At 59.5% G+C, this 18,123-nt stretch carries 20 protein-coding genes and 3 pseudogenes; 7 read left to right on the forward strand and 16 right to left on the reverse strand.

Annotated elements, in window-relative coordinates:
• Positions 1–11: 11 nt before the first annotated feature.
• From JOH52_RS30800 to tnpA, 3 genes and pseudogenes are all read right to left on the reverse strand, one after another.
• Positions 12–1,448, reverse strand: a pseudogene (locus tag JOH52_RS30800) (IS66-like element ISRm14 family transposase); the annotation flags it as partial.
• A 62-nt stretch (positions 1,449–1,510) separates the two neighbouring features.
• Entirely contained in the window at positions 1,511–1,864 is a 354-nt protein-coding gene (gene tnpB, locus JOH52_RS30805) for an IS66 family insertion sequence element accessory protein TnpB (protein ID WP_014531098.1), read from the reverse strand.
• On the reverse strand, positions 1,861–2,307 hold the full coding sequence (gene tnpA, locus JOH52_RS30810; protein ID WP_014531097.1) for an IS66-like element accessory protein TnpA: 447 nt from the start codon (positions 2,305–2,307) through the stop codon (positions 1,861–1,863). The genes tnpB and tnpA overlap by 4 nt, the downstream gene beginning before the upstream one ends.
• A 382-nt stretch (positions 2,308–2,689) precedes the next feature.
• Between tnpA and JOH52_RS30815 the strand changes: the two are divergent.
• Both JOH52_RS30815 and JOH52_RS30820 read left to right on the forward strand, forming a co-directional pair.
• Positions 2,690–3,509: pseudogene (locus JOH52_RS30815) on the forward strand (alpha/beta fold hydrolase).
• 306 nt (positions 3,510–3,815) lie between these two features.
• Positions 3,816–5,705 carry an adenylate/guanylate cyclase domain-containing protein gene (locus tag JOH52_RS30820; RefSeq protein WP_014531959.1) on the forward strand — a complete coding sequence of 630 codons (1,890 nt, stop codon included), beginning with the start codon at positions 3,816–3,818 and terminating at the stop codon, positions 5,703–5,705.
• 115 nt (positions 5,706–5,820) lie between these two features.
• Here the strand turns inward: JOH52_RS30820 and JOH52_RS30825 are convergent.
• From JOH52_RS30825 to JOH52_RS30855, 7 genes and pseudogenes are all read right to left on the reverse strand, one after another.
• Positions 5,821–6,318, reverse strand: a pseudogene (locus JOH52_RS30825) (AMP-binding enzyme); the annotation flags it as partial.
• A gap of 213 nt (positions 6,319–6,531) precedes the next feature.
• Positions 6,532–7,011, reverse strand: coding sequence for a (R)-mandelonitrile lyase (locus tag JOH52_RS30830; RefSeq protein ID WP_013845055.1), 480 nt, complete (start codon positions 7,009–7,011; stop codon positions 6,532–6,534).
• 83 nt (positions 7,012–7,094) lie between these two features.
• Positions 7,095–8,198: a PQQ-dependent sugar dehydrogenase gene (locus tag JOH52_RS30835; protein ID WP_013845056.1), complete on the reverse strand. Its 1,104-nt coding sequence runs from the start codon at positions 8,196–8,198 to the stop codon at positions 7,095–7,097.
• Between the two features lie 65 nt (positions 8,199–8,263).
• Complete coding sequence (locus JOH52_RS30840) at positions 8,264–9,253, reverse strand: aldo/keto reductase (protein WP_013845057.1); 990 nt, start codon at positions 9,251–9,253, stop codon at positions 8,264–8,266.
• A gap of 10 nt (positions 9,254–9,263) precedes the next feature.
• Complete coding sequence (locus JOH52_RS30845; protein WP_013845058.1) at positions 9,264–9,638, reverse strand: DUF2255 family protein; 375 nt, start codon at positions 9,636–9,638, stop codon at positions 9,264–9,266.
• A gap of 152 nt (positions 9,639–9,790) precedes the next feature.
• A complete protein-coding gene (locus JOH52_RS30850; protein WP_013845059.1) occupies positions 9,791–10,570 on the reverse strand; it encodes a carboxymuconolactone decarboxylase family protein in 780 nt (259 codons plus the stop codon).
• A gap of 21 nt (positions 10,571–10,591) precedes the next feature.
• Positions 10,592–10,984, reverse strand: a complete 393-nt coding sequence (locus JOH52_RS30855) for a putative quinol monooxygenase (protein WP_013845060.1) — start codon at positions 10,982–10,984, stop codon at positions 10,592–10,594.
• Between the two features lie 123 nt (positions 10,985–11,107).
• Here JOH52_RS30855 and JOH52_RS30860 point away from each other — a divergent pair, with 123 nt between their 5' ends.
• Positions 11,108–11,995 (forward strand): LysR family transcriptional regulator, encoded by an 888-nt coding sequence (locus JOH52_RS30860; protein WP_014528335.1) that lies wholly within the window; start codon positions 11,108–11,110, stop codon positions 11,993–11,995.
• Between the two features lie 557 nt (positions 11,996–12,552).
• Here the strand turns inward: JOH52_RS30860 and JOH52_RS30865 are convergent.
• The 3 genes from JOH52_RS30865 to JOH52_RS36040 all read right to left on the reverse strand — a co-directional run bounded on the left by JOH52_RS30865 (position 12,553) and on the right by JOH52_RS36040 (position 13,883).
• Entirely contained in the window at positions 12,553–12,717 is a 165-nt protein-coding gene (locus tag JOH52_RS30865) for a hypothetical protein (RefSeq protein ID WP_014531164.1), read from the reverse strand.
• A gap of 75 nt (positions 12,718–12,792) precedes the next feature.
• Entirely contained in the window at positions 12,793–13,521 is a 729-nt protein-coding gene (locus tag JOH52_RS30870) for a class I SAM-dependent DNA methyltransferase (protein WP_014531163.1), read from the reverse strand.
• 38 nt (positions 13,522–13,559) lie between these two features.
• Positions 13,560–13,883 (reverse strand): DUF1127 domain-containing protein, encoded by a 324-nt coding sequence (locus tag JOH52_RS36040; protein ID WP_017266777.1) that lies wholly within the window; start codon positions 13,881–13,883, stop codon positions 13,560–13,562.
• 95 nt (positions 13,884–13,978) lie between these two features.
• Between JOH52_RS36040 and JOH52_RS30880 the strand changes: the two genes are divergently transcribed.
• On the forward strand, positions 13,979–14,815 hold the full coding sequence (locus tag JOH52_RS30880; RefSeq protein WP_014531162.1) for an AraC family transcriptional regulator: 837 nt from the start codon (positions 13,979–13,981) through the stop codon (positions 14,813–14,815).
• A 76-nt stretch (positions 14,816–14,891) separates the two neighbouring features.
• Here the strand turns inward: JOH52_RS30880 and JOH52_RS30885 are convergent, their stop codons facing one another.
• Positions 14,892–15,293: a GFA family protein gene (locus JOH52_RS30885; RefSeq protein ID WP_014531161.1), complete on the reverse strand. Its 402-nt coding sequence runs from the start codon at positions 15,291–15,293 to the stop codon at positions 14,892–14,894.
• A gap of 290 nt (positions 15,294–15,583) precedes the next feature.
• On the opposite strand from JOH52_RS30885, the gene JOH52_RS30890 reads away from it, so the two are divergent.
• From JOH52_RS30890 to JOH52_RS30900, 3 genes are all read left to right on the forward strand, one after another.
• A complete protein-coding gene (locus tag JOH52_RS30890) occupies positions 15,584–15,784 on the forward strand; it encodes a type II toxin-antitoxin system VapB family antitoxin (protein ID WP_013851145.1) in 201 nt (66 codons plus the stop codon).
• On the forward strand, positions 15,781–16,164 hold the full coding sequence (locus tag JOH52_RS30895; protein WP_010968151.1) for a type II toxin-antitoxin system VapC family toxin: 384 nt from the start codon (positions 15,781–15,783) through the stop codon (positions 16,162–16,164). Before JOH52_RS30890 ends, JOH52_RS30895 begins: the two co-directional genes overlap by 4 nt.
• A gap of 261 nt (positions 16,165–16,425) precedes the next feature.
• On the forward strand, positions 16,426–17,139 hold the full coding sequence (locus JOH52_RS30900; RefSeq protein ID WP_010967295.1) for a 3-keto-5-aminohexanoate cleavage protein: 714 nt from the start codon (positions 16,426–16,428) through the stop codon (positions 17,137–17,139).
• A 248-nt stretch (positions 17,140–17,387) separates the two neighbouring features.
• On the opposite strand, the gene JOH52_RS30905 is transcribed toward JOH52_RS30900, so the two are convergent.
• Both JOH52_RS30905 and JOH52_RS30910 read right to left on the reverse strand, forming a co-directional pair.
• Positions 17,388–17,711, reverse strand: coding sequence for a type II toxin-antitoxin system RelE/ParE family toxin (locus JOH52_RS30905; RefSeq protein WP_014531195.1), 324 nt, complete (start codon positions 17,709–17,711; stop codon positions 17,388–17,390).
• Positions 17,708–17,983, reverse strand: coding sequence for a type II toxin-antitoxin system ParD family antitoxin (locus JOH52_RS30910; RefSeq protein WP_013845882.1), 276 nt, complete (start codon positions 17,981–17,983; stop codon positions 17,708–17,710). The genes JOH52_RS30905 and JOH52_RS30910 overlap by 4 nt, the downstream gene beginning before the upstream one ends.
• Between the last annotated feature and the right edge of the window lie 140 nt (positions 17,984–18,123).

Here is an 18,123-nt window from a genome sequence, read left to right on the forward strand (position 1 = left end):
GACTCATGTCCGGCGGGTCGGCGGATCGCGTTTTCCACCAGGTTGGAGTCGATATCGACGTGGCCGTCGTCCAGGTACAGCCGGAAGCCGTCCTGCCGCGTTAGCATATAGGCCAGGGCTTTTCCGAGGTCAGACTTGCGTGAGATGCGCTTGGCTTGCGCTGCCAGCCAGGTGAAGAACGCGTCCACCAGCGGGAGGGACAGCTCCTGTCGAACTGCCCGGCGATGTTCGGGATCTGAGCCACGGATGCTGTCTTCGATCTTGTAGAGCGCGGCGATCCGCACCAGCGCCTCGTCGACGATGGGCGATCCACTCTTTGGCGTGGCCTTGATCAGCTTTCTGCGCCCGTGCGCCCAACAGAAAGCCAGCCTCAAGGGATCGCCACCCACCCGGTCCGACGTGGCGAGGTGAGAGTAACCACCGTAGGCATCCACTTGGATTGTCCCGTTAAACCCGTCGAGGATTTCAGCGGCATATTCGCCTTTACGCCCGGGCCGGTAATGGAACACCACGCCTGGCGGCGCAGAGCCATTCCAGCCGCGATCGTCACGCAACACGGCCCATAGATAACCGGTCTTCGTTTTGCCTCGCCCCGGATCAAGCACCGGAGCCGTTGTCTCGTCGACATAAAGCCGCGTGCTTTCCCACAGCAGCCGTTTGGCCATATGGTCGACCACCGGCGCGATCGCAGCACCCGTCCTGCCCATCCAATCGGCCAGGACGGTGCGGTCTATCGGCACCCCGTGTCGCGCCATGACCTCGGCCTGCCGGTTGAGCGGCATATGTTCGGAATGCTTGGAGACGGCAATCTCAGCCAGAAGGGCTTCGGTCGGCCAGCTCCCTTCTAAGAGATGCGCCGGCGCTCTGGCCTGGACGATGCCCGTTCGACCCTTGGGGCAGGCGTATTTCGGGCGGATCGTGACGATCACCTCGTAGCGCGCCGGAATCCGGTCGAGCCGTTCCGTCCGGTCTTCGCCGATCCGGACCATGTTGCCGCAACCGCAGGGACAAACGATGCTCTCAGGCTCGATCACCCGCTCGACCCGCGGCAAATGTTCGGGCAGTGCACGGGCCTTACGCTCCTTGCGAGGAGCGACTTTTTCCGGATCAGATGCGCTGGCTTCGATCTTTTTCTCGACGGCGGCAATCCGCGCCTGTGTTTCGGCAATTGCCGTTTCAAGGTCTTCCAGCGCCAGTTCCATCTGCGCCGGATCGAGCTTTTCCGATTTCGGCCCGAACTTCGTGCGCCGATAGTCGTGAACCTGACCTTCAAGCTTCTCGACCAGTTCCTTCAGCTCGGCGATGAACGCATCCTTTTCGGCAACCACAGCCTGCTCATGCTGACGTGCAGCACGCTCGACCGACAGCTCGAACTGCATCGCCGCAAACGCCTTCACCACCTCGGGCGGAAGGTTCGGAAACAGGCTGAGATCAAGGGGTGACGACATGCGGCCTTATAGCAAGGCAGCACAAAAAAGCCAAATAAAACAATGCAAAGGCAGCCGTATATTTACCCTGCCGCCGACGGCGCGGTCACCCGTTGCGCCATGACCCGTCGCCAATCAAGACCTTCGAACAAAGCTTCGTATTGCCCCCTGGAAAGACGCATCGTCCCATCCTGCACCTTGGGCCAGGCAAAGCTTCCATGTTCAAGAATTTTGTAGGTTAGCACCATGCCGGTGCCATCCCATACCAGGATTTTCAGACGATCACCGCGCTTCGACCGGAAGATCACCGTCACCCCGGAATGCGGGTCGAGCTTCAACTCGGTCTGCATCATCAGAGCCAGCGCCTGATGCCCACAGCGGAAGTCCACCGGCCGCGTTGCAACCAGGATCGGCAGTCGTTGGCCCGCGACGATCATGCCGTCCCTCGAATGGCGCGCACCAGGGCCGCCACACGTTCAACCGATACATCGCCGGGAACCCGCATCACAACGTCCGGGCCGATCGTGAGCGTCAAGACTGACGAAACCGCCTCCCGCAGTTTCAGCGGCGCCAAAACATTCACAGCCTCGCTCGGCTCTGCCGCAATCGCCAAAGGCACAAATGCAGGCTCGGCATCGCCGCTCTCCGATAGGCCCGGCATAGACTCAAAAGGCAGCGCCAAAATGCCCTCGCGCGCTTGCCGACGCCAGAAGGAAAGCTGGTGCGGAACAACGTCATGACGGCGCGCGACATCAACAACTCGAACACCCGGCTCAAGGCTCTCCGCGACAATCCGCGCCTTCACATCATCGGGCCAACGCCGGTTTCCGCGGCGCGGCTCGACAACTTCGTAGCGCCCAACAAATCCATCATCTGCCATGCAAATCTCCAGATAGTCCTGGAAACCTTCTCGCACGCCCAGCCAGCCTCAAAATACAGCCTATCCAATGGGGCGGAGACGGCGCTTACGCTAAGGACCCACAATGGACAACCGAGCATCTTGATCGAATGCCATTCGCGAAAGCAGAGGATCAAGAGCACTGGATGAAAGGACTTGAGATGATAGGAATCGCGAAAAGCAAATAATCCCAGTTCTTGGACCTCAGTAATCTGGAGGCCCATATCGACATTCCATCGATTCGGGCGGCCTGCAAGCCAAGCCGAAGCGATCTCAATTCGCGGAAGGGGACTCCCGACGCATGCCAGACCTCGGCAACCGGATGAAGCCTCCTTACCGTTGATAGTATAATGAGGGTTTAGGTGTGGTCGAAGCGATTTCCCAAGAGCACTTTTCAGCGCTGAAGCAGACCGTCGTGCTGGCGAACAGGCTCCGGCTCGCGTACGTCGAGATGGGTGATCCTGACGGCGTGCCCATCCTTCTCCTACACGGGTTTACAGACAGCGCTCGAAGCTGGAGCCTCACCGCGCCTTATCTCGCCACGGGCTTTCGCGTCATAGCGCCGGACCTGCGGGGCCACGGGCATTCGGACCAGCCTGAGGGCTGCTCCACTATTCCCGAGATGGCGAATGATGTCCGGTTCCTGATAGAGGCTCTGGACCTTGCGCCGACGCACGTGGTCGGCCATTCGCTTGGGGGGCGGCTTGCGCAGGCGATCGCCGAGCGATGGCCTCATCTCGTCCGAAAAATCGTTCTTATATCGACCTCCGCCGCGCTGCGCGAACGTCGGGGGTGGTTGTGGGAAAACATCCGGATGCTCCGCGATCCGATCGATCCAGAAAGCGGATTCATCCGGGAATGGTGTTCTGGCGCAGTACCGATCGACGAGAATTTTCTAGACCATGCGCGCCGTGAAAGAGCCGCGGTGCCGTCACGAATCTGGCATTCGATCTATTATGAGCAGCTTGCCTATGATCCGTCGCCGCTCTTGCAGGATATCTCCGCGGCGCCCTCATCCTGCGGGAAAGGAGGACATGATCGCGACTGAGGAGCATCAGATCCAGATGAAAGATGCGATCGTCGGCGCGAAGTTCATTTCTCTTTCCGACCACGGCCACAACATCCATTGGGAAGCCCCCGAAAGGGTGGCCCATTTGATCTTGACGTTTCTGGAGCGTCCGTGACCGCTTCTGGCGCTTCTTCGTATTCAGATCGACGGTGGCAACGTGAACTTTCCACCCATTTGCGACGGATGGGAACCGGACAAATCGACCCGTTGCTGTCATTGCCCAAGGCACGCTCCAATGTCTGGTGAAGCCGAAAGTGCGACATTGAAGTGCTAAGAGACTCGCCGTGACCATCTGCCACGCTTGTTGAAGCAGTCCGCCCTTACCGATGCGCAAGTGAGATCGTGTAGGTGCGATGGTCGGGCCAGTCATTTCATTTTGATGCGACCAATCCTATAATGCGCCGGGGAAGGGGCAATCCCGATGGAACGCAAGCTTTGTGCTATCCTCGCCGCCGACGTCGTGGGCTATTCCGCCCTGATGGAGCGCGACGAGGCCGGGACATTCGAGCGTCTTCATACCGGACGCAAGGAGCTGTTTGAGCCCGAAATTGCCCGCCACCACGGCAAGGTTTTCAAGCTTATGGGCGACGGGCTGCTCGCCGAATTCGGCAGCGTCGTTGACGCCGTGGAATGCGCGGTCTCGCTACAGCGCGGGCTAACGGAGCGGAACGCCGCCGTTCCCCATGATCAGCGGATACGGGTCAGGATCGGCATCAATCTCGGCGAGGTGATTGTCGAGAGGGAAGACCGGTATGGCGAAGGCGTCAATGTCGCGGCCAGGCTTCAACAATTGGCGGAGCCGGGTGGCATCTGTGTCTCGGGAAAGGTAGCCCGGGAGGTCGAGAAGAAGCTGGCCTTCGGTTTCGAGCCAATGGGCGAACAGAAGGTGAAGAACATCATCGAACCAGTGCAAGCGTTCCGCATCATCATCGAACGGCAAGCCAGACGCCGACCGGTGATACGGTTTCAACGGTATTGGGTTGGGACAGGAACAGCGGTGCTAGCCCTTCTTCTTGTTTTGGCAGGCGCAGCCTGGCAGTTTTGGCCGACGGCCACGGTGAGCGGTAAGCCTTCTGTAGCGGTGTTGCCGTTCGACAACTATGGCGGCGACGAGGCAACCGGACGCCTCGCTGACGGCCTCACCGAAGACATCATCACCGATCTGGCGCGGTTTCCGGAATTTAAGGTCATCGCCCGAAACTCGACCGAGACTTACAAGGGAAAGGCGATAGATGTCCGCGAGATCGGCAAGGCGCTCGATGTCGGCTTTGTGGTTGAGGGCTCGATCGCGCGCGAAGCTGACCGCGTACGCGTCACTGCGCAGCTCATCGACTCGAAGCAAGGCCGCCACCTTTGGTCGCAGCGTTGGGATCGGCCGGACAAAGAGGTATTCGTCATTCAGGCCGAGATCGCCGAGCAGATCGCGAACCGTCTTGGAGGCGGCGCCGGGCTGGTCCAGGAGAGCGGCCGGATCGCGGCCCATCGCAAGGTGCCCGGCAATCTTAACGCCTATGAGCTCTATCTCCTCGGCACCGAAAGGCTGGAGCAGTTAGACCAGGCGAATCTCGAGGCGGCACTCTCGCTCCTCACTCAAGCGGTTCAGTCCGACCCCGGACTCGCCCGCGGCTGGGTCGAGCTCTTCCACACGCACGACCTGCTCGCCGGTCTCGGGATTGAGCCGGAGCGGAATCGGGCCCTGGCTGATGCGGCCGCGGAGCGCGCGCTTACGCTCGACCCAAGCGATCCGGAGGCGCACGCTGTCTACGGCAGCAGTCTCGGCATGCGTGGCGACTTCGCAAGGGCGGAGGCCGAGTATGAAGCGGCCCTGCGCATGGCGCCAAACGCCGCCGAAATCCTGATCTTTTATATCGGCTGGGCGTCTACCTTCGGGAAGCCCGAGCGCGGCGCCGATCTAGTCGAGCGGGCGATCCAGCTCGACCCGAACTACCCCGGCTGGGCCAACAGGCCCTTCGGCCTTGCCTATTTCATGGCCGGGCGCTACCCCGAGGCGGTAACGATGTTCGAACGGCTGGGGATCGAGCGGCACAACCGCTGGAGTTGGGCGGCGCACGCAGGGGCGCTGGCCGCAGCGGAGCGGCGGACGGAGGCGGCAGCGCTCGTCGCACGGGCGATGGCGGCGCATCCCGATCTCAGCATCGAGTTGATAGCGAACGAACCCGGTTGGAGTGACGCCGAGCGTCGTCGCTTCATCAATACGATGCGACTTGCCGGCTTTCCCGCCTGCACCAAACCCGAGGTTCTTGCAAAGATTGAAAAACCGTTGAGGCTTCCTGAATGCGCGTCCCTTTGATCTTCGAGCGACATAATAACTCGCGGTCGTCCTACATAAACGCGAGGCGCAACTTCAAGACGGCCTGACAAACAGGCCTGCCGTGCCGCAGAAGTGTCGCGGCAGCCGTTGTCACTCAAACGCTGAGTTCCACCATTGCCACAAACTGGTCAAGCGCTTCCGGATTTGCCAGCGCTTCCTTGTTGACAACAGGGCGACCGTGGTCAACGTCGCGAACCGCCAGTTCGACAATCTTTCCAGACTTCGTCCTTGGAATATCGGACACCTGGACGATCTTTGTCGGCACGTGGCGCGGCGAGGCTCCCGTTCTAATCTTCGCCTTGATCTTGGCCTGAAGCTCCTCTGTGAGGTCAAAGCCATCGCGGAGCAGCACGAACAGTATGACGCGTATGTCATCGTCCCAATCCTGGCCGATACACAGGGATTCGGCGACCTCATGCAACTGCTCGACCTGACTGTAGATTTCGGCCGTGCCGATCCTCACGCCGCCCGGATTCAAGGTCGCATCCGATCGTCCATGGATGACAATTCCGCCATGCTGGCTAACATCAAATACGGGCTCGGCGACCTGGTCAATTCGCGCGCTTTCATCGCTGTATGAAGATCGAAATTCTAAATATGAAGTCGTCTCAAAGAGTGAATTGATACTCAGCCCACGCAGCGAACTCCTCAAGCCGCTCCAATGCCCTTGCCGCGTCCTTGCGAGTCTTTGCCCGAGCCGTATTGCACTTCGAGGAGGGTTCGCAAGTTTGACTCCTGCTTTGCAGGCAATGCTTTCCTCAATGCCGCTTTTAGTAGCTTGATGACGGCCTGATGATCGCCCTGATTAATCTCGCGGCGGAACTTGGCCTACGAACTCCTCATCAGTGACGAGCTTGCCCCATTCGACGTTCTTGCCCTCCTTCATGTAGGAAATCGCGATGTGGCCCATGCCGGTCTTGTTGGTTGCCCCATGCCAGTGATTGACGCCTACCGGAATCCAGACGACATCGCCGGAGTTGATCTCCCGCTTTTCGCCGCCTTCCTGCTGCACCCATCCCTTGCCAGAGGTGACGATCAGCATCTGGCCGGCGGGATGCGTGTGCCAGGCGGTCCGAGCCCCCGGTGCGAAGGTTACATGGCCGCCGGTGCCGTGCGTGAACTCGTTCGCCGGAAACAGCGAGTCGACGACGACATGCCCACTGAACAGCTTGGCGTCGCCTAGCGCGGATGGCGCTGATGCATTCGGTGTGATCTCGATCGTCTGTGCACGAGCAATTGCGGTCGACAGGATGACAAGCGATGCGGCTGCGATCAGTTTCTTCATCTCGTTTCCTTTCTGGAGCTTAATAGTCCATGATGGTCAAACACCTCGGGATTGCCGAAGTCTCAGGCTGAGCGCAGCGGCCGTCAGTTCTGCGCGGATAGTCTGACCAGTCGGTCCTTCGAAGGTCCTTGTCCTCGTGGTGATCGATTGGTGGTGATGAGCAGGAGATCGTCGCCGACTGGAAGCACATGCCGGACACGCTCACCCAGACTGACGACGGGCTGGAGCGTTCGGGCTTGCCGATCGAGCACATAAAGTCCGCGCCCCTGGAGGGCCGTTACCAGGAGTTCGTTGCCGGCGAACGCTATTCCCGACGGCGCCCAGGTGTCGCCGCCCGAATGGACGAACGGCGGCTGCATACCCTCCTGGGTTTCATCGCCCGAGATGATCGGCCAGCCGTAATTGGCGCCGGGCGCAATCAGATTGATCTCATCGAGAGCGGCCTGACCGTGTTCGGAGACGAACAGCTCACCCTCAGCATTCCATGCCAGACCTTGCGGATTGCGATGGCCAAAGGAATACACGAACGAGCCCTGAAACGGATTGTCTTCGGGAACGCCACCGGCAAGCGTCAGGCGGAGAACTTTTCCGGCGAGACTTTGGAGATCCTGCGGGCGCTCGTAATTTTCGGTCCACCCCGTCGTGACATAGAGATGGTCGTCAGGACCGATGGCGATGCGGCCGCCATTGTATAGTCGATGACCAGGGATGGCATCGACGAGCACAGCGGTTTCACGCCAGGTGTTCCCATCAAATCTGGCGGCAACGACCCGGTTGGCTGATTCCGAGCCGGATGAATAGGAATAATAGAAGAATGCCCGACCGCTATCGGCGAAGTCCGGCGCAAGCGCGATGCCAAGCAGCCCCGCACCGCCTTCGGTTCTCAGCGGATCGGATGTTTGGAGGGTGGACCGCTGAACGTTCCCGCCCTCGATAATCACGACGGTACCAGCTTTTTCGGTGAGGATCAGCCGTCCGCCGTCGCGAACAATGTCCCAAGGGTAGTCAAGGCCGTCGGCCAGGACGCTGGAGCTCCATGCACCCTCACCACGGTCCAGGATAGGTGTGGAGGCATCCTGCGCCATCGATGTGCCAGATAGACAGCATCCCCCCACTAAGATCGACAGTGTGGTGCAAATCAGTCGCTTCCTCATGCCTGTCCTTCTCTTCTCCGGCAAAATGGGCATGCGTAACCCTTTCCCCGCCAAGCAAGCGTGAGGCGGTAGAGCGGTTTCCTCGGGTGCGTCGCCCGCTATCGACCTGATCGCCGCAACATCTCCTCAGGGTATCGCGCCCCTTCGATCCTGATGGCGGCTGCTCCGCTTTCGATTTGCTCGAGGTCGTCGTCCGAGAGCGTCACCGATAGAGCGCCGAGATTTTCTTCAAGCCGTTCGAGCTTGCGCGTGCCGAACAGCGGTACGATCCACGGCTTCTGTGCCATGAGCCAAGCGAGCGCCACCTGGGCAGGCGTCGCACTAGGGCGTTCGCCGACGGACCGGATCAGATCGACAAGCGCCTGATTGGCCTCACGCGCCTCTGACGCGAAACGCGGGATCTGGCTGCGGAAGTCGTTCGCGGCAAACGCCGTGCTCGCGTCGATCTTGCCGGTGAGGAAGCCCTTTCCGAGCGGGCTGAAGGGAACGAGGCCAATGCCGAGTTCTTCCAGCGTGGGGATGATCTCGGCCTCCGGCTCACGCGTCCACAGCGAATATTCGCTCTGCAGCGCAGCCACCGGCTGGACGGCGTGAGCGCGGCGGATCGACTCCGCACCAGCCTCCGACAGCCCGAAATACCGGACCTTGCCTTCGGCTATCAGGTCCTTAACCGTGCCGGCGACATCTTCCATCGGCACGTCGGGATCGACGCGATGCTGGTAGAGGAGATCGATAAAGTCCGTACGGAGCCGCTTGAGGCTTCCCTCGACCGCGCTGCGGATCTGGGTCGGCTTGCTGTTGACGCCACCACGGTGCTCTCCAGTGGACTGGTCGATGTCCCAGCCAAACTTCGTTGCGATCTTCACCTTGTCCCGCATGCCGGCGAACGCTTCGCCGACCATTTCTTCATTCGTCCAGGGACCATAGACCTCCGCGGTGTCGAAGAAATCCATGCCGAGATCGACCGCCCTGCGCAGCAGTTCGATCATCTGTGGCCTGTCAGGGATGTCGCGGGCCTTTCCATAGCCCATGCAGCCAAGAGAAAGGGCTGAAACCTCAAGACCCTGACCGAGTTTGCGCTTTTGCATCTTGGCGTCCTCAATCCTTCGGGGTGATTTTTACGGTTGCCGCGCGGGCGCGTTCACCGATCATCGGCGCGAGATAACGGCTCGTGGCGTATTTGCGGCGGTAGCCTTCATCGATCTGGTCGTTGATTGCGCCTTCGACCGGCTCGAACGAAACCTCCTTCGTCATGCCGGCGGCCGTGATGCGGCCCGCCTTCTGACGGATCGCGGCCTGATACCAACGCGACTGTTGGCCGTTGTAGCCGCGAACATAGAGTTCGCCATCAACCACAACCGACCAGATCCAGGTGAGCGTGCCATAGGTCCTGCCGTTCTCGCGGAACGGGGCGATGTGCAGGTCGTCGCTTTCGGCGATCTGCCGCAATTCGTCCGTGGGCCATATGTTCATTGGAAGCACTCCTGATCATGGGCACAGCAGCGCCTTGCAGCGCGCCGGGGAAGAAGATCCTTCGAGCATCGGGCATGGCATCACGCTGCATACTGCTCGTCTGACACATGCTCGAGCCAGTCCACGACCTTGCCATCCTTGTCGCCGCCAGATTAGCCGCGCCGCTTTTCAAAGACGGCCTTCGCCACCGGCAACGCCGACATCGCGTTGGGCCAGCCTGCGTAGAAAGCCAGATGCGTGATGACTTCGGCGGCCTGTTCTTCGCTCAGCCCATTGTCCAGGGCTTTGTTCAGGTGGAAGGTGATCTGTTCGACCTGGCCAACTGAGATCAGTGCAGCGATTGTCACAAGGCTGCGATCGCGCGGCGCCAGGTCGGGGCGCAGCCATAGGTCACGGAAGAGATAGTCCGTCGTGTACTGAACGAGGCCGGGGGCAACGCTGCCGAACTGGTTGCCGACAGTGGTTGCGCGTTGTGCTTCCGCCTCTTCGTCCAGCGGCAACGGCGTGGATTCGACGGCGGCGAGCTGATCCTGACCGATGCCGCGCTTGGCGAAGGCTTCACTCACCGGACCGACCGTGGCCATGGCTTTTCCCCAACCCGAATAATACGCCAGATGCGTGATCGTCTCCGAGATCTCGGAAGGCTTCACTCCGTTCTCAAGCGCTTGATCGGCGTAGTAGGTGAGAGCCGGGGCTTCTCCCCGCGCAATCAGCGCGGCGATCGTGACAAGGCTGCGATCGCGCCGATTGAGGCCGGGGCGCTGCCAGACGTCGCCATAGAGGCGTTGTTGCGTGTACTGCTCGAGGGCGGGCGCCACCGATCGAACCTGATCGGGCGAGAAACGGCGACCTTCAACATTGGGCTGTTGAGCCCCTGCATTCGAGGTGGTCATCATCATGACTCCCATGAGAGGTGCGATTAGGCGTTTCATCTGGGTCTCCGTTTCACCCGCTCAACGCAGCTTGGCGCTTAGCTGGAAGTTGTCAGTCTCGAGAAGCTTGCGGGACGTGATCATGTCCTTGGTGGTCTCGACGTATTTCCTAAAATGCGGAGATTCCCGGTGGGACTCGTAGGCGGCCTGATCGGCATACATCTCGAAGAATCTGAGATGGTGGGGCTGGCCCTTGATCGACACCGCATAGAGCGCCAGGACGCCCGGCTCGACGCGCATGGATTCCTCCATCTCCTCTTTCACGGCAGCCGAGTAGGCGGCCATCTGGGCCGGGTCGATTTCTAGTTCCGCGATCCGGATCACGGGACCCTTCGCCTCCTGTGCGACGACCTGTTGGACGGGAAGCGGAGCGATGATCGAAGCAGCGATGATGAGAAGCCTTTTCAAACCCATGACACGGCTCCAAATTGTTTGGTTTGCAAAGACGCCAGAGCTCCTTGCGAGGGAAATATAGACTTCACCGTTTGTTTCGATTAGACGCCAATATGAGATTGTACTTATATCGAGGATCAATAAATGCAGCGGGAAGAACTCGGAGACCTGCTGGCCTTTCTCGCCGTTGCCGAGGAGGAGAGTTTCACGAAGGCTGCGGCCCGGCTTGGCACGTCGCAGTCTTCGCTCAGTCTGATTATCAAGCGTCTGGAGGCACGGCTCGGCGTTCGCCTGCTAACCCGAACGACACGAAGCGTTGCCCCGACCGAAGCGGGAGAACAGCTATTTTCCACCCTCGCTCCAGCGTTCGGCACCATCGAAGCCCAGTTGTCGGCGCTGAGCGAGTTCAGAGACAAGCCGGCGGGGAACTTCCGGATCACTGCGGGCCAGCATTCGATCGACACGATCCTTTGGCCTAAACTATCCGCATTCCTCCTCGCTTATCCCGATATCAAGGTCGAGCTCGTCGCCGAGTCGGCGCTGACGGACATCGTGGCCGAGCGGTTCGATGCCGGAGTCCGGCTGGGCGACCAAGTCGAGAAGGATATGATCGCGGTCCGTATCGGGCCGCCGGCGCGTATGATCGTCGTTGGAGCCCCTTCGTGCTTGAGGGATCGGCCGCCACCGAAGACGCCGCAGGAACTGACGACGCACCGCTGCATCAACCTGCGCCTGCCTAGCTATGGTGGATTCTATGCGTGGGAATTCGAACGCGACGGACACGAGGTCCGGGTCAGGGTCGACGGTCAGGTGGCGTTCAACGGCGTGCCGCAGATCGTGAAAGCCGCCCTGGACGGATTCGGCCTCACCTACGTTCACGAGGACGTCGTTCGGGAGTATCTCAAGAACGGACGGCTTGTGCAGGTCCTAGACGACTGGACGCCGCCGTTTCCCGGATATCATCTCTACTATCCCTCGCGCCGGCACCCCTCGCCCGCGTTCACCTTGCTGGTGGAGGCCTTGAAAGAGTGATCGCTCGGCAAAAAGACCAGAAGCGCTCACCCAAAGGCGACGTAGTGGCAACACCGTCAAAGCACGGTCGCTGTCAGCTGACAACTCGCGGTGCTACTGGAGCATCGGCCGCGAGATCTCGGCACGCCGGATCACCGAGGATGGCGCCCGCGCCATCGATCGGCCCGCCCACCAATCTTCAGCGCGATTTTCCCGAGACAGGGATTTTGCCACGGATATGGCCCTAGGTGTTGGTGCAACAAGTTGTTGCACGATCCGTTCACGCCTCAGCAAAGGCGCATATATATTTGAGGTTCCACAGAGGACTGCCAGCGTTCGTTGTTCCAGGCGATACAATATGCGATCTTCTTAGCCCAGAACGTGAACATCCTCGCAACGAGCCGTGCACAGGGCTCGTGACGAACGGCTCCCTTCGCCCGCAAGTGGTCGTCAGCGATGGGCGCAATGAGCGGCTCGAATCAGCCCAGAGCGGACTTGAGCACCGCCCTGAAAATGATCCTCAGGTGATCTCTCACTGCCCAAGCGCGGGCTCTCGCTTCCTCACGCCGACAGTGCGCCTAATAGTGCCTTACTTGGCGCACTTCGTGATGTGTGGACCGCTCGTCCCAACGTCTGAGTATCTTCCTGGCCTCCTGAGGCACATAGGCAGCCTCGTAGTCCTCCCCCTGAAACGCGATGACGTTGTCGAGCGAGTCGAATTCCATCACGGTTGTGAACTGCACCTCCTCGCCTACAATCCGCCGCAGCAGTTCAATTGACCGATATCCCGGTATCCGCTTTGCCTCGATTCGCTAAGTCTACGTCTTCTGCCAGACCGAAACATGTTTGTCGCTGACAGAAGTGAAGGGCTCTTTCTTCCACCCACCCCAACGATGCCGTAGCTCCATGTCTGCCAGCCTCGCCATAAGATCGAGTTCGGCGGGCCAAACATAACGAAACGGAACTGTCAATTGCCGATAGCTCCCGTCCTGGAGCCAGATGTGGTGCGACGAGAAGTTCTGGCTCACCACATCATACGCGTCGATCCCCCAGCGCGTGTCGCTGCAGGCGAACGCTAGGATCGTCTCGCCCACAGACAGCCGTTGAAGTGGCGGAACTCCTACCTCCACCAGAAAGAAGCCACCGGGCCCCAGATGCGCGGCCGCATTCTGGAAGCAGGCGATTTGTGCATCCTGGGTGATCAGATTGTTGATCGTGTTGAAGGCCAGGTAAACCAGAGAGAATCGTCCGTCGACATGGATGGTCGCCATGTCGCCTATCGCCACTGGAAGAGTGTCTCCTCCTTCCTTGGCGCGAAGGCGGGATACCATGGCTCGTGAAAGCTCTACGCCTTCCACTTCAACGCCTCTTTGTGCGAGCGGGAGCGCAAGCCGCCCTGTGCCGATTGCAAACTCTAGGGCTCGTCCTCCTTCCGCCAAATCGACCAAAAGGTCGACGATTGGATCAACCACCTCCGGAGCCGAGATCGCATCATCGTCATCGTAAGACGCTGCGACCATTCCATCGAAAACGCCATCCTCATGCATCTTGCACTTCTCCTATGCTGGTTGTTGTCGTGGAGAGCTTAGTTGAAGAGCGGCCCATTCAAGGGTTTACGAGTGGTTCGAGAAGCTCCGGCACCGACAGGTTTGCTCTTATGACGTGTGACCGTTGGGTCGTTTTGGGGCTCGGCAGTCGCGCTCGCGCGTGCACGCGCTACCTTGCGTATGTCGCGTCGAGCGACACCTATGTCTGCCAGATAGCGGTCTGAAAGCCACCGCAGTTCGTGTTCGGTCGTCGCTCGTTGCCACCACCGCGAAACGGAGTTCGCTTTGTGCCCATAAACTCGCGCCACCTTCGGAAAGCTGCGAAAGAAGCGTGCAACGGCTTCAAGTAGTTCTACTGACACATTAACCTCCAGCTTCTGTTGCTGTGACGGCCAGTCTAGGGATTTGCCCGCAGACCTGTTATTGGTATCCTGACAAAAAATGTCTGGGAGACGCCATGATTGCTCGTGACAACCTGATCAACGCGCACTTGCCGGAAGATGAGGTTGGAGATTACTCGTTCACCGCTGTCGGCCAAGGTGGAGCAGAGCCCGCCGGGAAGACATACGCCTATCATGCGCACCACCGCGCCCAGCTCTTTCAGATCGTGCGCGGATCGCTAAGGCTTGAGACCGAGGGCGGGTACTTTGTTGTCCCACCTGAGCGGGGCGTCTTCGTTCCGTCTGGTGTCCTCCATGAAGTCACCTACCTGCAGGAAACCGAGCGCAGTTACCTCTTCTTCCGCCCCGAGGCTGTCGCAGACCTCCCGATGCAGGTCTCGGTCATTGGCACGACGCCGCTCCTGCGCGAACTCATCCTCGCATTCTTGGAGATACCTCGCTCAGACGCAGGCGGTCCTCCCGCTGAACGGCTTGCGGCAGTCATCATCGATCAGCTTCAGACAAGTCCGGTCGCGCCGCTATCACTTCCTTCGCCGATGTCAGATCGTCTTCGGACTATTGCTACTGACATCCGCGACGAGCCGGGCGAGGAGTGGCCCCTTCAAGAACTTGCATCTCGTGCGGCCATGTCGTCACGAAGCTTCCAGAGGCACTTTCAATCTGAGACGGGCATGAGTTTTCGGGCGTGGCGTCAGCAGGCAAAGCTTTTGAAGGCGGTGGAGTGGCTGGCTGCTGGGAAAAGTGTTGGGGACATCGCTTTCTCTCTCGGCTATTCAGGGTCCAGCGCCTTCATTGCCGTATTCAGAGCCGCCTTCGGAACCTCACCGGGACAGTATTTCCAAGGCACACCTACAGGCTGCCGTAGTGGAGCCGCTACGAATTCGGCCGATTAACCCTGAGGACTCGCCTCCACTGGTAACGTTCAAGCCGATGACGCCTTTCGGCCCGAAACAGACACGTAGCATGCTGTTAAAACCAAAGATCGCGCACGCAGCGCCCTTTGGAAGGAAGGTCTTCAAAAGTGTCCAGGCCGTCGAAATGATCAATGGGCAGATCCTGAACGAGGCCCGGTGGCGCGAGCCGCAAGTTTACAGCCATGCGCCGGCGGCCATCCTCTTGAAGCCGTAAACCGCGCCAGCTCAATACACAGGCGCAGGATGGGCAGAACAGTATTTCGAGAGACGATTTGTCCCTTCCGGCGCGGGTGTAGGAGGCAATCTGCCCGGTGACCGTAATACGCTCTCCTTCGTAATCATAGGCCCACAGAGCGCCGTAGCGTCGGCAGAGCGTGCAGTTGCACGCTGTTATCGAGCCGGGATCACCTTTGAGTGTCCAGCTCGCCTTGCCGCAATGACATGAGCCCGTCAGCATGAGCGTAGGTTCAATCCTGCTCGTGTTTCAAGAACGGCATCCTGCCCCAATCACGCGATGACCGCAATTGGCGCATTTCGGCGGTCCCGTGTGCTGGCCATGGGCGACTTCTCACCACCCATTGCGGTCTCCGAGGTGAGTTTCGGTCCTTCGCCTTGAGTGGAATCGAACCCTCGGCCCCTAGCCAGTCTTAAGCTTGTGCGGCCGATGCGGTCGCTAAGACGGCCGATTCAGGCGTAGATTTCTTCACCAAATGGTGCTATTTGTAACACTAAAGCTAGGAACCGACGATGCGATCGACTATCAACCTCGACGACACTCTCATGGAAAGGGCTAAGTCCCTAACCGGCACAAAAGAAACCGCCGCTCTGGTCCGCCAGGCATTGGAGACGCTTGTTCGTGTGGAGTCAGGAAAACGCCTCATCGCGCTCGGGGGAACTATGCCGGATGCGGAAGCAGCTCCACGCCGCCGGAGCGCAGCTGCCAAGTGATTCTTGCCGACACTTCAATCTGGATTGATCATTTCCGGCATACCGATGCCGAGCTGCGTAGGATTATTGAGGACGATCGTCTCCTCTGCCATCCGGCCGTGATCGGAGAGCTTGCACTTGGCAGCCTTCGGGAACGCAGTAGCGTGATAGCATTCCTGATGGCTCAGCGCGAAGCACTCGTCGCAACGCACCAGGAGGTCATGATGATGATCGATCGCCACGCCATTTTTAGCATGGGGATTGGCTACACGGATGCCCATTTGCTGGCCTCGGTTCTCCTCGATCAGCGAATGGCTTTGTGGACGAGAGACAAGCGTTTGCAGGCAGCGGCCGAAAAGGCGGGGGCGTCGCTGCACACCCCCGCCCATACGCGGAACTGAACACTAAATAAAAGGCCATGGCCGTTGCTCTTGCTGGTCAACCGGTCGAGCCACACGGCGCAAAATTCCGGTTGATACAATATGCGATCTTCTTAGCCCAGAACGTGAACATCCTCGCAACGAGCCGTGCACAGGGCTCGTGACGAACGGCTCCCTTCGCCCGCAAGTGGTCGTCAGCGATGGGCGCAATGAGCGGCTCGAATGAGCCCATTGCAGACCTTCTCTCTACAGCTAACATGCCCACAAATACTGGAGACCAACATGATCGTCCAAGCCTGCCTTAACGGTGCACGTCCTAGCGACTATCACCCGCGGCTACCGCTCACGGCGGATGCCATTGCCCTCGACGGTGCGGCATGCATCTCCGCGGGGGCTGCCGAACTTCACATACACCCCCGCGGCCCGGACGGACGTGAGAGCCTCCTGGCGGTCGATGAGGCGATATACGCCGTGCGGCGCGCTTGTCCGGGAAGTCTTGTCGGAGTGTCAACGGGCGCGTGGATAGAACGCGACGAGAAGCAGACGCGAGACTGCATCTCTGCCTGGCGGCAGCTGCCCGACTACGCCTCCGTCAATATCTCCGAGCGAGATGCTCCAGCGGTTATCGCGTTGCTGCACCGCATGGGTGTCGGCGTCGAAGCGGGATTGGCCACGGTCGCGGATGCCGAGCGATTTGTCACGCTTCCGGATTGCCATCGAGCTTTCCGCATCCTCATCGAGATCGAAGAACAGGACCTCGGAAAGGCTGACGCAATCGCGGATGGGATCGCGCAAGTTCTTGAGCGCGCGAATATCCTACGACCAGTCCTTCTACACGGGTTGGACGCGACCGCTTGGCACTTCGTCAACCGCGCGCATCAACGGCGCTGGTCTACGCGAGTTGGATTGGAGGATGGGTGCCAACTTACGAATGGTGAAATAGCGGGTGGGAACGCCGACCTCGTGGCAGATGCGCTTCAAATCTTTCGCTCGTAACATGCCAGATTGGCCTTCCATTCAGCACGGTAACACCTCGCTCGAATGGCAGCTTCGTCCGCATTTCGGCGGTCCCGTGTGCTGGCCATGGGCGACTTCTCACCCACCCATTGCGGTCTCCGAGGTGAGTTTCGATCTCTCGCCTTGAAGGAAGCAGAACCTGAGACCCCCGTCATTTGACGTCTGACGCAGTTGAGAGGATACGAACCGCCGGCCCACCAATAGCTTCGGCGGGAATGTCCGAGCGGTCAGTGATTGTTCGGCTCCTGCATCCATTGCGGAATGTCTCGCTTGGCATGTAGCACGCGCCACACATCGACATGATCTGGCTGGTCGCGATAGAAAATGAGATAGGGATATCGCTTCAGAGAGACACTCCGTAGGTCAGGCAATCCCAATTCGTATGCATATCGCAACGATCCGGCCTCCGGATGGCTCGCGATCGAAGCGTACGCCGCTTGAAGTGCGTCGATAAATCCGAGGGCGACCTCGGTTCCTGCTTCGCGTGCATAATAGTCAATGGCCGCCTCGACATCGCTGCGCGCCAACTGCCGCGGGATAATAGTCGTCACTTGCTGTGCTCACCACGAACTCGATCGCGCAGACTGGTGAAATAATCCGCGTCGACCGGCTCAGTCGGTGCGGACGAGGCTCCGTCAAGCAACAGCCTGCGTAACGCGAGGCGATCCTGATCTCGACGTATCAACTCCCGAATATACTCACTACTTGTCCCATAACCCCGTCCGGCGACTTGCTCATCGACGAAGCTCTTAAGGTGGTCCGGCAGGGAAATGTTCATTGTGCCCATGCAAGTGACTATACCGGTTTTGGCAAAAATTGGCAAGACCGGGCTTCCCTTCGACCACGAGACCGACGCCGCAATGCCGAATCCGCAGCATGGCAGTGACGCAGGTTCCCGTCGATACATTATGCGATTTCTCTAGCACAGCCTTTAAGCTCGACTTGTGACTCCCTTTCTGCTCC

The organism is Sinorhizobium meliloti, assembly GCF_017876815.1.
GTDB lineage: Bacteria > Pseudomonadota > Alphaproteobacteria > Rhizobiales > Rhizobiaceae > Sinorhizobium > Sinorhizobium meliloti.

Coding starts and splice junctions, on each gene's coding strand:
- tnpB (WP_014531098.1), bottom strand. CDS start 1,864: ATGATCGTCGCGGGCCAACGACTGCCGATCCTGGTTGCAACGCGGCCG.
- JOH52_RS30845 (WP_013845058.1), bottom strand. CDS start 9,638: ATGAACATATGGCCCACGGACGAATTGCGGCAGATCGCCGAAAGCGAC.
- JOH52_RS30840 (WP_013845057.1), bottom strand. CDS start 9,253: ATGCAAAAGCGCAAACTCGGTCAGGGTCTTGAGGTTTCAGCCCTTTCT.
- JOH52_RS30835 (WP_013845056.1), bottom strand. CDS start 8,198: ATGCCCATTTTGCCGGAGAAGAGAAGGACAGGCATGAGGAAGCGACTG.
- JOH52_RS30890 (WP_013851145.1), top strand. CDS start 15,584: ATGCGATCGACTATCAACCTCGACGACACTCTCATGGAAAGGGCTAAG.
- JOH52_RS30885 (WP_014531161.1), bottom strand. CDS start 15,293: ATGCTGACGGGCTCATGTCATTGCGGCAAGGCGAGCTGGACACTCAAA.
- JOH52_RS30855 (WP_013845060.1), bottom strand. CDS start 10,984: ATGGGTTTGAAAAGGCTTCTCATCATCGCTGCTTCGATCATCGCTCCG.
- JOH52_RS30850 (WP_013845059.1), bottom strand. CDS start 10,570: ATGAAACGCCTAATCGCACCTCTCATGGGAGTCATGATGATGACCACC.
- JOH52_RS30900 (WP_010967295.1), top strand. CDS start 16,426: ATGATCGTCCAAGCCTGCCTTAACGGTGCACGTCCTAGCGACTATCAC.
- JOH52_RS30870 (WP_014531163.1), bottom strand. CDS start 13,521: ATGCATGAGGATGGCGTTTTCGATGGAATGGTCGCAGCGTCTTACGAT.
- JOH52_RS30820 (WP_014531959.1), top strand. CDS start 3,816: ATGGAACGCAAGCTTTGTGCTATCCTCGCCGCCGACGTCGTGGGCTAT.
- tnpA (WP_014531097.1), bottom strand. CDS start 2,307: ATGGCAGATGATGGATTTGTTGGGCGCTACGAAGTTGTCGAGCCGCGC.
- JOH52_RS30830 (WP_013845055.1), bottom strand. CDS start 7,011: ATGAAGAAACTGATCGCAGCCGCATCGCTTGTCATCCTGTCGACCGCA.
- JOH52_RS30880 (WP_014531162.1), top strand. CDS start 13,979: ATGATTGCTCGTGACAACCTGATCAACGCGCACTTGCCGGAAGATGAG.
- JOH52_RS30860 (WP_014528335.1), top strand. CDS start 11,108: ATGCAGCGGGAAGAACTCGGAGACCTGCTGGCCTTTCTCGCCGTTGCC.